General features: G+C 58.7%; 23 protein-coding genes and 1 riboswitch. All 23 genes read left to right on the plus strand.

Translation table 11 applies throughout. From position 1 onward, the window contains the following. The first annotated feature begins 8 nt into the window (after positions 1-8). The 23 genes from P3C29_RS10090 (at position 9) to P3C29_RS10200 (ending at position 14856) form a co-directional block, all read left to right on the plus strand. A complete protein-coding gene (locus tag P3C29_RS10090) occupies positions 9-296 on the plus strand; it encodes an HNH endonuclease (RefSeq protein WP_275964537.1) in 288 nt (95 codons plus the stop codon). Continuing rightward, a complete protein-coding gene (locus P3C29_RS10095; RefSeq protein WP_275964452.1) occupies positions 293-1225 on the plus strand; it encodes a helix-turn-helix domain-containing protein in 933 nt (310 codons plus the stop codon). Before P3C29_RS10090 ends, P3C29_RS10095 begins: the two co-directional genes overlap by 4 nt. After that, positions 1212-2009, plus strand: a complete 798-nt coding sequence (locus P3C29_RS10100; protein WP_275964453.1) for a hypothetical protein — start codon at positions 1212-1214, stop codon at positions 2007-2009. The genes P3C29_RS10095 and P3C29_RS10100 overlap by 14 nt, the downstream gene beginning before the upstream one ends. Further along, positions 2006-2476 carry a hypothetical protein gene (locus tag P3C29_RS10105; protein WP_275964454.1) on the plus strand — a complete coding sequence of 157 codons (471 nt, stop codon included), beginning with the start codon at positions 2006-2008 and terminating at the stop codon, positions 2474-2476. Before P3C29_RS10100 ends, P3C29_RS10105 begins: the two co-directional genes overlap by 4 nt. Beyond that, complete coding sequence (locus tag P3C29_RS10110) at positions 2473-3063, plus strand: recombination protein NinG (RefSeq protein ID WP_275964455.1); 591 nt, start codon at positions 2473-2475, stop codon at positions 3061-3063. Before P3C29_RS10105 ends, P3C29_RS10110 begins: the two co-directional genes overlap by 4 nt. Continuing rightward, complete coding sequence (locus P3C29_RS10115; RefSeq protein WP_177020048.1) at positions 3060-3605, plus strand: hypothetical protein; 546 nt, start codon at positions 3060-3062, stop codon at positions 3603-3605. Before P3C29_RS10110 ends, P3C29_RS10115 begins: the two co-directional genes overlap by 4 nt. A gap of 472 nt (positions 3606-4077) precedes the next feature. Continuing rightward, positions 4078-4263 (plus strand): Com family DNA-binding transcriptional regulator, encoded by a 186-nt coding sequence (locus P3C29_RS10120; protein WP_177141827.1) that lies wholly within the window; start codon positions 4078-4080, stop codon positions 4261-4263. Positions 4264-4272: 9 nt separating this feature from the next. After that, positions 4273-4587 (plus strand): hypothetical protein, encoded by a 315-nt coding sequence (locus P3C29_RS10125; protein WP_143495474.1) that lies wholly within the window; start codon positions 4273-4275, stop codon positions 4585-4587. A gap of 204 nt (positions 4588-4791) precedes the next feature. Next, positions 4792-5163: a chemotaxis protein gene (locus P3C29_RS10130; RefSeq protein ID WP_025856073.1), complete on the plus strand. Its 372-nt coding sequence runs from the start codon at positions 4792-4794 to the stop codon at positions 5161-5163. Beyond that, a complete protein-coding gene (locus P3C29_RS10135; RefSeq protein ID WP_275964456.1) occupies positions 5163-5480 on the plus strand; it encodes a hypothetical protein in 318 nt (105 codons plus the stop codon). Before P3C29_RS10130 ends, P3C29_RS10135 begins: the two co-directional genes overlap by 1 nt. 163 nt (positions 5481-5643) lie before the next feature. Further along, the gene (locus P3C29_RS10140) at positions 5644-5853 is read left to right on the plus strand and encodes a hypothetical protein (RefSeq protein WP_275964457.1); all 210 of its coding nucleotides are present in this window, start codon (positions 5644-5646) and stop codon (positions 5851-5853) included. Continuing rightward, positions 5850-6047: a hypothetical protein gene (locus P3C29_RS10145; protein ID WP_275964458.1), complete on the plus strand. Its 198-nt coding sequence runs from the start codon at positions 5850-5852 to the stop codon at positions 6045-6047. Before P3C29_RS10140 ends, P3C29_RS10145 begins: the two co-directional genes overlap by 4 nt. A gap of 67 nt (positions 6048-6114) precedes the next feature. Then, positions 6115-6177, plus strand: a riboswitch (Fluoride riboswitch). Positions 6178-6246: 69 nt separating this feature from the next. Next, positions 6247-6624: a fluoride efflux transporter CrcB gene (crcB, locus tag P3C29_RS10150; RefSeq protein WP_275964459.1), complete on the plus strand. Its 378-nt coding sequence runs from the start codon at positions 6247-6249 to the stop codon at positions 6622-6624. Positions 6625-6666: 42 nt separating this feature from the next. After that, positions 6667-7290, plus strand: a complete 624-nt coding sequence (locus P3C29_RS10155) for a putative metallopeptidase (RefSeq protein WP_275964460.1) — start codon at positions 6667-6669, stop codon at positions 7288-7290. 30 nt (positions 7291-7320) lie between these two features. Then, a complete protein-coding gene (locus tag P3C29_RS10160) occupies positions 7321-7782 on the plus strand; it encodes a DUF2280 domain-containing protein (protein WP_275964461.1) in 462 nt (153 codons plus the stop codon). Next, a complete protein-coding gene (locus P3C29_RS10165) occupies positions 7769-9067 on the plus strand; it encodes a terminase family protein (protein ID WP_275964462.1) in 1299 nt (432 codons plus the stop codon). The genes P3C29_RS10160 and P3C29_RS10165 overlap by 14 nt, the downstream gene beginning before the upstream one ends. A gap of 4 nt (positions 9068-9071) precedes the next feature. Continuing rightward, positions 9072-10466: a DUF4055 domain-containing protein gene (locus tag P3C29_RS10170; RefSeq protein WP_275964463.1), complete on the plus strand. Its 1395-nt coding sequence runs from the start codon at positions 9072-9074 to the stop codon at positions 10464-10466. Beyond that, complete coding sequence (locus P3C29_RS10175) at positions 10467-11579, plus strand: hypothetical protein (protein WP_275964464.1); 1113 nt, start codon at positions 10467-10469, stop codon at positions 11577-11579. It begins immediately after the preceding gene. Beyond that, a complete protein-coding gene (locus P3C29_RS10180) occupies positions 11576-11827 on the plus strand; it encodes a hypothetical protein (protein ID WP_275964465.1) in 252 nt (83 codons plus the stop codon). The genes P3C29_RS10175 and P3C29_RS10180 overlap by 4 nt, the downstream gene beginning before the upstream one ends. Before the next feature lie 49 nt (positions 11828-11876). Next, a complete protein-coding gene (locus tag P3C29_RS10185; protein WP_275964466.1) occupies positions 11877-12302 on the plus strand; it encodes an SLATT domain-containing protein in 426 nt (141 codons plus the stop codon). A gap of 148 nt (positions 12303-12450) precedes the next feature. Then, complete coding sequence (locus P3C29_RS10190; RefSeq protein WP_275964467.1) at positions 12451-13239, plus strand: DUF6651 domain-containing protein; 789 nt, start codon at positions 12451-12453, stop codon at positions 13237-13239. A 75-nt stretch (positions 13240-13314) separates the two neighbouring features. Continuing rightward, on the plus strand, positions 13315-14463 hold the full coding sequence (locus P3C29_RS10195; RefSeq protein WP_275964468.1) for a P22 phage major capsid protein family protein: 1149 nt from the start codon (positions 13315-13317) through the stop codon (positions 14461-14463). A gap of 57 nt (positions 14464-14520) precedes the next feature. Beyond that, positions 14521-14856, plus strand: a complete 336-nt coding sequence (locus tag P3C29_RS10200) for a hypothetical protein (RefSeq protein WP_200625314.1) — start codon at positions 14521-14523, stop codon at positions 14854-14856. Position 14857 lies beyond the last annotated feature (1 nt).

The following is a 14857-nucleotide window of genomic DNA, read 5'->3' on the forward strand; positions in this document are numbered from 1 at the left end:
CAAACCGCATGGGCCACGTCACCGCCCTCCAGCCTCCCGTTTTCTCGCCTCGGCGCCGGACGAAAAAGAAACCCATTCCTTCTGGATTGCGCGCACAAATATTCGCTCGCGATGGTCACGCCTGCTTGCGCTGTGGCTGCTCGGTGCTGATGCGCTTGAGGGCTGATCACGTCGTACCTGAAAGCCAAGGTGGAGAGGCTTCTTTGGGCAACCTCCAGACCCTTTGCATGTCCTGCAATAGTTGGAAGGGCGTGCGGACGATTGATTTCCGCGCGTTCGCCGGAGGTGCAGCATGAGCATGGGCCTTATGGTTGCCGCAATGAAGCTTCGTGTTGGTAATCCGCTGCGCAAGCTGGTGCTGATCAAGTTGGCCGACAACGCCAGCGACGTAGGCGAGTGCTGGCCCTCCTATCAGCACATTGCCGACCAGTGCGAGATCAGCAAGCGTTCTGTCATGAACCACATCACCGCTCTGTGTGAGGCGGGACTGTTGCGCAAGGAGATCCGGAAGGGTGGACCAAAGGGGAATTCGTCGAACGTTTACTTCCTCACCCTCGACGGTGGTGGTGCACCTCCTGCACCAGGGGTAGTGCAGAAGATTCACCCGGGTAGTGCAGCAGGTTCACCCCCTAGTGAATCTCCTGCACTAGGGGGTAGTGCAGCAGTTGCACCCAGAATCAGTAACTCTCTTGAACCAGTCATGGAACCGGTCATTGAACCAATTGCACCCCCGGCTCCCGCCGAGGTTGTGCCGGTTCAGTCCCGCGGCTTGGTGCTGGTGGTTGACCGCGCCGATACTCCCCGTGTCGAGATCCCCGCCGACATGCCGGGCCCCAAAGACCAGACCTGCAAAACCTTCAAGGTCTGGGCGAATTACGCCATGGCCTACCGCAAACGTTACCTCGGTGCATGGCCTGTTTGGAACGCCAAGGTTGGCGGTCAACTCGGCCAATTGGTCGACCGCCTCGGCGCTGACGTTGCTCACCACGTTGCCGCGCATTACCTGAAATCCAACGATGCCGCTGTGCTGCGCAAGTGCCACAGCCTCAACGAGCTGCTGGCCAACGCCGAGAGCTACCACACCCAGTGGGTGACCGGGCAGCGCATCAACGGCACCACCGCCCGCCAGATGGAGCGAACTGAGGCGAACCACTCCGCAGCGGAGCAGGCCGCCCAGATGGTTCTGGCCAAACGCCAAGCAGGTGACCGCAATGAATACCTCTGAAATGAACGACCAGCAGGTCGCTGGGCTGGCCGCCGCCATCTGCGCCACAGCCGAGGCCATGGGCCAGGAAATGAACCCGGGCACTGCCGCGATGATGGCCGAAGACCTCTGTGCCTACCCGGTGCCCGTCGTGAAGGCGGCGCTGAAGGCGTGTCGCTTCGAAGTGAAGGGGAAGCTGGCGATGGCCGACATCCTGCAACGAGTCCAATCCTCCGATGGCCGGCCGGGCAAGGACGAGGCCTGGGCCATCGCCATGACTACCAACGACGAATTCGAAACCGTGGTGCTGACCGACGAGATCCAGCTGGCCCTGGCTGCTGCGAAACCCATCTTGGATGGCGGCGACAAGATCGGTGCACGCATGGCGTTCATCGACGCCTACCAAAGGTTCGTGGGCCAGGCCCGCGAGGATGCGAAACCGGTCAACTGGCACGTGTCCGTGGGCTTCGACTCCAATCGCCGCATCCAGGCCGTTACCAAGGCTGTGGAGCTGAAGCGCATTCCACAAGAGCACGGCCAGAAGTACTTGGCTGACCTGAGCATTGTTCCAGTCACCGAGGATGGCCGCGCCATTGCCGGTTTGCTCACAGGCACCGTCACCCAGCCAAAGCCGCTGCTGCGCGCAAGGCTCGAGATTGTGAAGAGCTCGATGCTGGAAATGCGGAAGGCCAGTGCCGAACGGAAAACGGAAATGCGGATTGAAGCGGCCAATGAGTTGGCGGATCGCCGGGCGCTGCTGGTCAAGCAGGCCCAGGAATTGGAAGCGAAGAGGGCAGCGCAATGACCGACAAGATCAGCGTCAACTGCCAGGCCAGGCTCTCTGAAGTCATCACCAAAATCAGCGCCATGTACAAAGACAAGAAGTTTGTGGTGGTGACCCTGCGCCCGGGCAAGGACCGCACGCTCGATCAGAACCGGCTGTGGTTCGGGATGTACAAGCGCATCGCCGAGATGACCCAGATCGGCGACGCGGCCGACGCTCGCCGTTACTGCAAGCTGCACTTCGGCGTGCAGATCCTGCTGAACGAGGATGCCGGGTTCCAGGCTGAGTGGTACAGGGTCATGCGACATCTGCCCTACGAAACGAAGCTGGCCATGATGGGCGAGTGTCACTTGTTTGGGCCGGACGGCTTCCCGGTGACCAGCCTGTTCAATCGCTCCCAGGGCATCAATTACACCGACCGCATCGCCGCCTATTTCACAGGCCAAGGTGTGGTTTTCACTGATCTACTCAGCAAGGAGGCTGCATGATCGCCAAGCAACCCAAACCGAAGAAGTGCAAGAACCCGGCATGCGGCATCAGCTTCCCGCCGCAGCGCCTGGGTCAGGCCGTATGCAGCCCGAAGTGTGGCCTGGCCATCAAGGACATAAACCAGGCAAAGGCGCGCAAGTCGCTGGCCCAGGTTGAGCGCCGCGAGATCAAGATCCGCAAGGAGAAGCTGAAGAGCCGCGGCGAACACATGCGTGAGGCTCAGCAGGCGTTCAACGAGTACGTCCGCACCCGGGACCAGGCCGCCGGGCACCTCTGCATCTCCAGCGGCAAGCCGTTGGACTGGAGCGGCAACGCAGTCGATGCCGGCCACTACCGCAGCGTTGGATCCGCGCCGCACCTGCGCTTTGATGAGCGTAACTGCCACGCCCAGAGTAAGCAGGACAACCGGTTCCTTTCCGGCAACGCCGTGGACTACCGGATCGGTCTGATCGCGCGCATCGGCCAGGAGGCCGTCGACGCCCTGGAAGCTGACCAGAGCGTGCGCAAGTACTCCGTGGAGCAGATCAAGGGCATCAAGGCCTACTACAGGGCAAAGACCAGAGAACTGAAGAGGGCTGCAGCATGACCTATCGCAACGTTGTTTCAGCAGTAGTTCGGGCGCTCGCGGCCGAGACCATCAGTTCCGCCGGCGGCTGCGACTTTGAGCCGAAGGTGCAGTGCGCCAAACAGAAGGGGGAGATAGTCGGAAAGGAGGCGGCGTTTCTCCAGGACTGCTGGGTGTTCGGTCGGCTGCACAAGGCGCTCACCCCGGCACACTGGCGCGCGCTGGTGGCGAAATACTCGACGCACCAGGAACGAAAGCATGGCGCCATTTTGGAGCTCCTGAATTCGGTGAAGACCCCGGCGCCGAAGCGCTTCCGGGAATGCGCGGTGCTGACCTGGGCCATTCCGCAAGTTGCCGGTGCCGACGGCAAGCGTTCTGCCGCTGTGCTGCCGGCCGCCTGGTACGACATCACAAATTGGGATAACGACGGCAAGCCAGAGTCGACGCGGTACCGGTGGCGCTCAGGGATCCGAAAGACGCTGGATGACCAGGTGAACGAAGCGCTGACGGCTGCTCAGGAACTGCTTGATGCGGAAGGATTAATCGAAAGTTGTGCTGCGTAGCAGAAAGCCATTGCAACGAGTGAGAAAGTGAGAGAGTATTTACCCATCCTGTCGATCTTGCGCGTTGAGGTTGCACAGTAAAGCCCGGCATGAAGTCGGGCTTTTTCATGTGAGGCAAAGGACGATGCGAGCTCTCTTACTTCTCGGAATGTTGATCTCGCCTTTGGCGTTTGCCGACACAATCGAGCCTTCACATGACTGCAGCCAGCCGAGTGTTCCTTACGAATTTGAAGACCAGGACGAGCGTGATCAATTCAACGCCGAGGTGGAGGAGTACAAATCCTGCATCACTGACTTCGTAGAGGAGCAGCAAGACGCTATTCGGAAGCATAAGTCTGCGGCTGATGACGCCATTGAAGAGTGGAACTCGTTCGCCCGATCGACATAGCCGCTACGCATTTCTCCAAGCCTCGCCCAGTGCGGGGCTTTTTATTGCCCACGGAAAGGGCGATTCAGCAAAAGGAATTTGCAGATGTTGAAAGAATTCAGATGCGGTAACTGCAAAAGACTTCTCGCCCGTACGGGTGGGTTTACAGAGCTCCAGATCAAGTGTTCCCGCTGCGGGACGCTGAATCATGTGAAGGCCACGAGCCTCGAGCAATCGCCTTTGAGCGACATAAAAGCGGAATCCTCCGCGACAAATCATTCGACTCAATAGGTGAAAAAAATGGAACCAGTAAAATATGGATCACGTTACTCGCGCACATCCGGCGCTCAATATGACCAAATCGTCGATCCTGCTCTCAACACTAACGGCGTAGTACTCAGCACTATCAGCCTTAACGGGGCCAAGTTGTATACCGGCACCGTTAAACCCACATTTATCACTGAGGTCAATATCCCGCTACTTGCTGAGGGGCCTGCGGGGGCTTCTTTGCTGGTGGCATTCCCGTATCCGGTTCTGCTCCCCGCAGGTTATGGGCTTTGGGTTCATGGCGGTAACAGTGGTGTGGCGCGAGTTTCTTTCGATTATTTGCCCTAAGCCTCTGCGGGACACCCCGTAAAGGCGTTCCGCATTTCAAAAGCGCGCATTTCTAAGTTTAGCGATGCGCGATTGTTGCTTTGCTGCCTCAGCATTTGCTGGGGCCTTTTCGTTTTCGGTCCCGCCACACCCTTCGCACTGAGCTGGGAGTGCTGCTGGGGCTGACCTATTTCTGGCCAAGGCCATTTTCTTCATGGAGTGTCGATGGATCCTACTGACCTCGGCCCAGGCACAGCTACCTGGCTGGGCGGTAGCGCCACCGTTGTGCTGGGTGGCCTGCTATGGCTGCGCCGGTTCCTTTCCAAGGATGCGACTGACCGCGCGATGGACAGCGCCGATATCGGCACACTGAAGCGCCTGAACGAACTACTGAACCAGGAGCGAGCCGCCCGCAAAGAAGCCGAGGCCCGTGCCGATCAGTTCGCGAAAGAGCGGAATGACCTGGCAGCCGCCGTTGGGCGTATGGAAGGCAAGATCGAGGCGCTCACCAGCCAGGTCGCTCAACTCACTGACCGCGTGACGCAGCAGAGCGACGAGATCACTCGCCTGCGCACCAAGCTGGGAGGAATCGCCTGATGGACAGATGCGCATTGGAATTTATCGCACGCCGGTGGTGGCGCCGGGCCGAGGTCTGGGCCATTGCTGTCGTGTTGGTGGGTGGTGGTGCTGTCTTGGGCTACCAGGCTGCCTACTGGTCTCTCGCTGAGAGCCAGAGCAATCAAGTGACCGATATCCGCAAGGCCTACGACACTGCCATGGGTGAGCGTGACAAGCGCCTGGAAGAGCTCACTCGCCAGACTGGTACCGCCGCAGAGAAGGCCACCAAGGCAGCAACGTCTGCGGCTCAGGCAGTTGACAAGGTGGACGAAGCTCTAAACCGGGCAGCCCAGTAATCCGCGCCACGTTTTCTCAATTCGCAAAATTGTGGCGCGGAATGCGCCGAGGGCATCGCCATGGCTTCGAATACCAATTCCTCCAAGACTGTCACCCTGTTGGGCGGGATCGCGCTTGTGATCATCGTCCTGGCAGTTGCGGCCTTCAGCTTCGTGTGACCCCATGAAAGTAATCGTAACCAAGCTCCTGGGGTCGGCTGAAGTCGAGTTCCCGCGTGAGGGTGTTGTCGTTCACCGTGGACGGTTCACCGGCAAAACCAACTCCCGGCATGAGCGCACCATTGCGACCCGGGAAGAGTTCGACGCCCACCGGTGCCGGTTTGTGACGGCCATGCCTGCTGATCGAGCATTCCAGTACGAGGTTGCACCGTGAGCAAAGTAACTCGCCTGCGGCATGCGCTGCCAATGAGCCCGGACATCAACGCTGCGGTCGGCGCACTCGACAAGGCTATTGCCGATGCAGTGGACGCTGCCAAGGCTGCCGGGCTGCCCCAGGGGCTGATCGTTGCATTGCTCCACGGTCACACACATGCACAAACGCACCAGATGGTTTCGGAGTTTCCATGACAACCAAGCAACCCGGCTGGGAGCCGGGGGGTTAGCAGTATTGAGCCTTTATGCTGGCTGTCATATGATTCCTCCAGGAGATGGCATTCCTCCTCATAACCGCCTTTTGGCTGATGATGCCTACGCAAACCCTATGGAGGGTGCGTAGGCTGTCGCCTGTCTTTCCATAGGGATTCTCAGATCTCTTTGGAAGTCTCGAATGTACAAGTCTCTCTTAGCGGTAATCATTGGTGGCAGCTTCGGCTGTGTGCTTCGGTGGGCGCTTGCCTTGAAATTCAATGGTGCGTTTCCAAACATGCCGCTGGGTACGCTCCTCGTTAACCTGATTGGCGGACTCATCATAGGGTGCGCCATGGCCTTCTTTATCAAGATGCCAGATCTCGATCCTGCGTGGCGATTGCTAGTGACCACGGGTTTCTGTGGCGGGCTGACTACCTTTTCAACGTTCTCCGCTGAGATCGTATTCATGCTGCAAGAAGGTAGATTCGGCTGGGCTGCTGCTACGGTGCTCACGCATGTCCTGGGGTCGTTGTTGATGACCTTCATCGGCTTCGGGCTAGTGACGGCGCTGGATTAACCCCTATAGCCGCTAGGCCTGGAAGTCTGCAAGGAGCATTCGATGGAAAGGCCATACCCTCCCTCGTCACTACTTGACCTGTCCGACCTTTCCGATTTCGGTATCCGCCTGACGCCTGCGCCCGAAGTATGGGAATGGCTCCAAGCCGAGATCCTTGCCGACACCGGCACCATTCACAACGAAGACCATGCCCACCTGCTGGATGCAGACATCCGGATCATGTGGGCGTCGTCGAGCTTCCAGAAGCAGGGTAGGACGGTTCTGGGCCAGGCCGAACAGGTGGTGTTCCGTGCCGGCGGTTGGCAGAAAGCCCGGATGGAGCAACAGATGCGTGACTGGTTCGGTGAGGTGCCGGACTTCATCATCACCTTGGCTGCCGACTACTGCGCCCAGTGCAGCGACCTTGAGTTCTGCGCCTTGATCGAACATGAGCTGTATCACCTGGCTCACGCGACCGACAAGTACGGTCAACCAGCATTCACCCAAGACGGTGCACCGAAGATCAAGCTTCAGGGACACGACGTCGAAGAGTTCGTCGGTGTGGTCCGCCGCTACGGTGCAAGCCCTGACGTTCAGGCGTTGGTGGATGCTGCAAACAGTCCTGCTGAGGTGGGGAAATTGAACATTGCGAGGGCCTGCGGAACCTGTCTGCTCAAGTCGGCCTGATTTTGGACAGGTTTGGACGGATGAACGCCTATGGCAGCTCTAAGCAGTGAGGTGAAGACCTTTGTAGTACAGGCTCTCGCTTGCTTCGATACGCCTTCTCAGGTGGTTGAGGCGGTCCAGAAAGAATTCAGTTTGAGCATCACCCGCCAGCAGGTCGAATCACACGACCCGACAAAGGTTTCAGGTAAGAAACTTGCGGACAGATGGAAGACCCTTTTTGAGCAGACCAGAAAGCGTTTCCGCGAAGAGACTGAAGACATACCCATTGCCAACCGCGCCTTTCGCCTCCGCGCCATGAACCGCTTTGTGGAGAAGGCCGAGTCGATGAAGAACATCGGCTTGGCCATGCTGATCCTCGAGCAGGCCGCGAAAGAAACCGGCGACATCTATGTCAACCGCGCGCGGAAGGAAGAGGGTGGCGACGAACCTGTGATCCCGACCCGCATCCAGGTCGACGTGGTGGATGCGAGGAAGCCGAATGCCGAGCCTTAATGTTCCGCAGGCTCAGTTCCTCACGCTGCCCCACAAATTCCGTGCGTTCGTTGCCGGGTTCGGCTCAGGCAAGACCTGGGTTGGATGCTCGGCACTGAGCAAGCACTTCATGGAGTGGCCCGGCGTTAACGCTGGCTACTTTGCACCTACTTACCCGCAGATCCGGGACATCTTCTATCCGACCATGGATGAGGTGGCCTACGACTGGGGGCTGAAGACCAAGATCAACCAGGCGAACCACGAAGTTCACATCTACAGCGGCCGGCAGTATCGCGGCACTGTGATCTGTCGGTCGATGGAGAAGCCGCAGACCATTGTCGGCTTCAAGATCGGTCATGCCCTGGTGGATGAGCTGGACGTGCTGACTGCTGTCAAGGCGCAGCAGGCTTGGCGCAAGATCATTGCCCGGATGCGCTACAACCTGCCCGGGCTGAAGAACGGGGTGGATGTCACCACGACACCGGAAGGCTTCAAGTTCGTCTTCCTGCAGTTCGTGAAGCAGTTGCGTGACAAGCCTTCACTGAAAGAAATGTACGGCCTGGTGCAGGCCAGCACGTTCGACAACGAGCTGAACTTGCCGGATGACTACATCGCCTCGCTGATGGAGTCGTATCCACCTCAGCTGATCATGGCGTACCTCAAAGGCCAGTTCGTCAACCTCACGTCCGGCACGATATACACCGCCTATGACCGCAAGCTCAACGGATGCTTCGATACCGTGCAGCCCGGTGAGCCACTGTTCATCGGGATGGACTTCAACGTCGGCAAGATGGCGGCGATTACCCACGTTAAGCGCGAACAGGGGTTGCCTAGGGCCGTGGATGAGCTGATCGACGGCTATGACACGCCCGACATGATCCGCCGCATCAAAGAGCGCTACTGGCAGCACGACGGCAACGACTTCAAGAAGACGTGTGAGATCAGGATCTACCCGGATGCCTCGGGCGATTCGCGCAAGTCTGTGAATGCCAGTATCACCGACCTGGCCATGCTGAAACAGGCCGGATTCTCGGTCATCGCTCCAGCGGCAAACCCGCCGGTGAAGGACCGAATCAACGCAATGAACGCCGTCTTCTGCAATGCGCAGGGCGAGCGTCGCTACCTGGTCAATTCGCTCACCTGTCCGACCTACGCCGATGGCCTGGAACAGCAGGTGTGGGGCACGAACGGGGAGCCAGATAAAACCGCCGGCATCGATCACGCGAACGACGCCGGCGGCTACTTCATTCACCGCGAGTACCCGATCGTTAAGCGGACTGCTTTCACCAACTCCCTGAGAATGTGACCTCATGAGCAATGACCCAAGCAAAACGCTACCGGCAGTAGACGCCATGCGCGAAGACTGGGCTCTTGTTGACGCGCTGATGGGTGGCACGAAGGCGATGCAACTGGCGGGTAAGATCTACCTGCCAAAGTGGCCAAAGGAGGACGACGACGCCTACAAGGAGCGTTTGGGGCTGTCCACGCTGCTCCCTGCGTTCAGCGAGACGGTGCAGAACATGAAGGGTAGGGTGTTCGCAGAACATATCGCGCTCGGCGATGATGTACCTGAGTCGATCAAGGCCTACGTGCAGAACTTCGACCGCCAGGGCAACAACCTGCAGGTCTGGGCTCAGCAACTGTTCACCGTCGGGCTTTCGCATGGCCTTTGTCATGTGTTGGCCGATTACCCGAAAACGAAAGATGAGCAAGGCAACTCTATTGTGCGCACTGCTGCGGACGAGAAGGCCGCCGGCGTTCGACCGTACGCGGTGATGATTCACCCTCAGCAGGTGATTGGCTGGCTCACCGAAGAGAAGGGCGGCGAATGCTCGCTGTCCCAGTTCTGGTATGCGGAGGCAGTCGAAGAACGCGAAGGCGATTTCGGTGTGACCATCATCCCGCAGATCAGGGTGTTGATTCCTGGCGGCTGGAGGGTGTACCGCAAGACCGATGACGCCAACGGGAAGAAGGAATGGACCAAGACCGATGAAGGAACGAACACGCTCTCCGTAATCCCGCTCGCTACGTTTTACACCAAACGCACGGGATTCATGACTGCAACACCACCGCTGCTGGAATTGGCGCACCTCAACAAGAAGCACTGGCAGTCCCAAAGCGATCAGGACAACATTCTGCACGTTGCACGGGTACCAATGCTGATGATCTCCGGTATCGACGACGACGCTTTTGAACTCAAGGTCGGTACCAGTTCAGCGACCAAGCTTCCCGCCGGTGGCGACATGAAGTGGGTCGAGCATACGGGGGCCGCTATCGAGGCAGGCCGCAAGTCTCTGGAAGACCTTGAAGATCAAATGCGCATCGCCGGTGCCAAGCTGCTTCAGAAGGACAAACAGTCCACGAAGACTGCAACCCAGGCTGAGGAAGAGGCAGCTCAGGAAATGAGCCCATTGCAAACCATGGCCGGGCAGCTTGAGGACACGCTTGACCAGGTGCTTCAGTACTTCGCGCTCTGGAAGGGTGAGAAGGAGGGCGGCCACGTGAAGGTGAACGGCAACTTCGACGTAGACTTCGCACCGGAAACCACTCTTCCACTGCTGCTCAACATGGCAACCCAAGGTCGGCTCTCTGACGAAACCCTGTTTAATGAGTACAAGCGCCGCGGCGTGGTCTCTGATGACATTGAGTGGGAAGTCGAGAAGCAGAAGATCGCCGACCAGGGGCCAGCGCTCGGAGCTCTCTAAATGGCAACGGTCAACGAGATCCTTCAGGACGAGCATATCGCCCATGCGGTATCGCTGGAGAAGTACAAGATTGGCGTGGTGCGGCGCATCATCGCTCTCTTGAATCGGTCGGATGCCAGCCTGTCGGCAGCGCTGACCGAGGCGCTTGAGCGGATGCCCGCCGAATCCTTCACTGTAGAGCGCCTTGAACTGTTACTGGACGAGGTGAGGGCAGTCAACGCTCAGGCCTATGACCAAGTGTTCAAAGCGCTTGAGGCTGACCTGAAGGAGCTTGCGGGCTACGAGACCAACTGGCAGCAGACATTGTTTCAGCAGGCGCTACCTGAACCCGTCCTCGTGCGCTTCCCGCTGGTGAGCATCAGCTCTGAGCAGGCCTATGCCGCCGCGATGTCTCGGCCGTTCCAGGGGCGCCTGTTGCGCGACTGGGGCAAGCAGGTTGGCGCTGAGCGTATGGTCAAGGTTCGCAATGCGATTCGATCTGGATACCTGGAGGGTAGAACCACCGACCAGATCATCCGCAGCATTCGCGGAACCAGGGCGGCTGGCTACGCCGATGGTTTCCTTGAGCGGCCCAGGAAGGACCTGGCTGCGGTCGTGCAGACGGCCGTGAGCCACACAGCGGCTACGGCACGCGAACAGTTCAACGTGGCAAACAGCGAAATCCTGAAGGCCGAAGACTGGCTCAGCACCCTGGATACGAAGACTTCCACCGACTGCATCATCCGGGACAAGCTTTCGTATGAGGTTGGTACGCATAAGCCGATAGGGCACAAGGTGCCGTGGCTGCAAGGCCCAGGGCGGATTCACTTCTGCTGTCGCAGCACCTCAACGCCGCGAACCAAGTCATGGCGAGAGCTGGGCATTCCCATTGATGAGATGACACCAGGTCAGCGGGCAAGCATGGACGGCCAAGTGCCAGGGGATACGACTTACGGAACATGGCTTGACCGGCAGTCGGATGCGAGAAAGGTTCAGGTGCTTGGGCCAATGCGGTATCAGCTCTACAAGGACGGCAAGAGCCTTGATGATTTTTACTCGCCAACCGGTGAGTGGCTGACCCTGGAGCAGATCAAGCAGCATGACGCACAGGCATTCGCTAAAATGGCTGCATGACCGACAAACCCAAGCTTCACCTTATTCAAGGCACGCCAGCCCCGGACACTCCGGCGGAACAGGTGCGCAAGCGCGTTCGTGCGATGCCCAAGCCGGCAACCATGGTCCAGTGCCATCGCTGCGGCGGGCGCGAGGTGATTGAAACGAAGATCGGTGTGCTAATGAAGAATGGCAAGCCGACTGGCGGGACCAAGACGTTGATCTGTGTTGGGTGTCTTCTACTGGGCGAGCGCGTATTGCTAAATTGATGATGGCTGTTCAATATCACTATCCCAACATCATTACGGTCAATTAAGAATGAGACAGGACGTTGCAACGTCAGCGGAGGATCTGCGTAAACAAGTTGATTCCTTTCAGTCGAACCATTGGAAGAAACACAGGAATGCTTCGACATTTTCGGTTGCGATGGTGTTGGCCAGTGTTGCGCTAGGGGCTTCGGTCACCCTTGCAGGATTCCTTGACCAGTCAAAGCTCGCGGGGATGCTCGGTATTGCTTTGACTTCTTTAATAGGGTTGCAGGACGCGTTCAATTTTTCTGAAAAATCCAGCTTTTATGCTGGTATTCATGCAGAAGCCAAAGCACTACGAGATCGCTTACGTTATCTCGTTGACGATGGAGATGCATTCGAAAAGGCGTTCGAGGATTATCAGGCTCTGCGGATTAAATCTGCGCAGCTAGCACCGAAAGGCAAGGGTGTATCTGTTGCTAGCCAAGGGTCATGAACTCGAAATTAAACGATACCTGATTGCTGTTTTAAACCACTAAAGCCCTGGCATCCGCCGGGGCTTTTTTATGGGCGCGATTCCGGATGGATAGCGCCGCACCGGGCCGGATGGCCCACCAGATGGGCGGATGCCCGGAGACGAACCGATGAAACTGAAACTCGACGAACAAGGCCATGTGGTCGTGCAGGATGGCAAGCCGGTCTACACGCATGACGATGGGAAGGACGTGGCGTTTGACGCGCCGTCGGCCGTATCCAAAATCACCGCGCTGAACGCCGAAGCCAAAGGGCACCGCGAAGCCAAAGAAACCGCCGAGGCTCGCGCCAAGGCATTCGAAGGCATCGAAGACCCTGAAAAGGCCCGCGCCGCACTGGCAACTGTCGCGAACCTCGACGCTGGGCAACTTGTCCAGGCTGGCAAGGTGGATGAGATCAAGCAAGCAGCCATAGCTGCCACCGAGGAGAAGTTCAAGGCCCAGGTGTCCACCCTCACAGAGCAGATCAAGACCGTCACCACTGAGCGCGACAACACCACCAATATTCTCTACCAAGAGAAGATCGGTGGCGCCTTCGGCCGCTCCAAGTTCGTCACCGACAAGATTGCCGTTCCGCCCGACATGCTGCAAAACACCTTCGGCAAGGCCTTCAAGGTCGAGGAAGGCAAGGTCGTGGCTTACGGCGACGATGGCAATAAGATCTACAGCCGCGCGCGCCCTGGCGAGCTGGCTGACTTCGACGAGGCGCTGGAAGCCCTGGTCGAGCGCTACCCGTACCGCGACAACATTCTCAAGGGCTCCGGCGCAAATGGTGGCGGCGCTCCGAATAATGGCGGCAAGGGCGGTGACAAGAAAACCCTTCCGCGAGCCGCATTTGATGCGCTTGATCCTGCCGCCAAGGCTGATCACGCACGCAATGGCGGCTTGGTAACTGACTGACCAAAGCCGCCGGGGTTTGCCCGGCAAGTAATCAATGCCCGCCACTGAGCGGGCTTTTTTGTGGAGAAAGCCAAAATGGCGAACACCCTTAACGGCCTGGTGCCGGACCTGTACGAAGCGCTGGATGTTATCTCGCGAGAGCTGACCGGCTTCATTCCTGCGGTATCCCGCGACTCGTCCGTTGCACGGGCCGCTATCGGTCAGGACGTACTCGTCCCGATCACCAGCGCAGAAGCTGCTGCTGACAACATCCCCGGCGTAACCGCTCCAGACACTGGTGATACCGCAGTCGACAACGTCGCCGTAGCCATCACCAAAAGCAAGCACGTTCCGGTTCGTTGGAACGGCGAGCAGACCCGGGGCCTGCAGAATGCTGGCACCTTCTCGACCATCCAGGCCGATCGTTTCTACCAAGCCATGCGGACACTGGTGAACGAGATCGAGAAGGACTTGTGGTTTGAGGCTTATCGGAACGCTTCCCGCGCCTTCGGCACCGCCGGCAGCACCCCATTCGGTACCGCGGCGGACCTGTCCGACTTCGCAGGCGTCCTGGGTGTGCTGGAACAGAATGGCGCACCAACGAATGACCTGCAGCTGGTTTTGGGTCACTCGGCCATCGGCAACATGCGTGGCAAGCAGTCTGGCCTGTTCAAGGTCAACGAGGCGGGCTCCAGCGACATGCTGCGCAACGGTATGACCGACCGCATCATGAACATGGCGATTCGTCACTCCCACCAGGTGGGCCGACACGTCAAAGGCACTGGTGCTGCGTACGTCACCAACGGCTCCACCGCGATCGGCGCGACCAACATCGCTCTGGCGACCGGCACCGGTACTGTTCTGGCTGGCGACATCGCGACCTTCGCGGCTGACGGTGACAACAAATACGTCGTTGGCTCTGGTGTTGCGGCCCCGGGGACCATCACCCTCAACAAACCCGGCTCGCAGATTGTCATCCCGACTGGCAACGCCCTGACCCTGGGTAACTCGTACACTGCGAACGTGGCGTTTGCCCGCTCGGCGATCGTACTGGCTACCCGTGCCCCGGCAATGCCTGAGGGCGGTGACTCGGCGGACGACGTGATCACCATCACCGACCCGCTGACCGGTCTGTCGTTCGAGATCGCGGTCTACCGCCAGTTCCTGCAAACGGCCTATCACGTGCGTCTGGCCTGGGGCTGCCGCGCGATCAAGGATGAGCACATCAGCCTGCTGCTCGGCTAACTCAACCACAACGACAACCAGGAGCTTCGGCCCCTGCGTTGTTTCTGGAGAATGACAATGGCTGGACTGACGAAAGAACAGAAGGCGGCAAAGGCGCTGCTGGCCAAGGCTATCGAACTCAGTGGTTTGAGCGCGGAAGCCTTTGAGGCCCTGGGTGAGCAAGAGCGTGCCGACTGGAGCAAAAGCGCACAGGATGCGATTGATTTGGCTGCGGCAGATGCTCAGCGTCTTGCGGATGAGGCAGCGGCGGCTAAATCGCAAAGCAAGCCTATCGTGGAGGACGATGAACCGGACTACACCGGCCTGGTGAAGGTTGAGCACGGCGGCGAAGAACTGCACGTTCATCCCTCCTGCCTGGACGACCACAAGCGACTCGGCTGGAAAGAGGTCTGAT

The sequence above is a fragment of the Pseudomonas sp. 1912-s genome, assembly GCF_029269205.1.
Taxonomy (GTDB): Bacteria; Pseudomonadota; Gammaproteobacteria; order Pseudomonadales; family Pseudomonadaceae; genus Aquipseudomonas.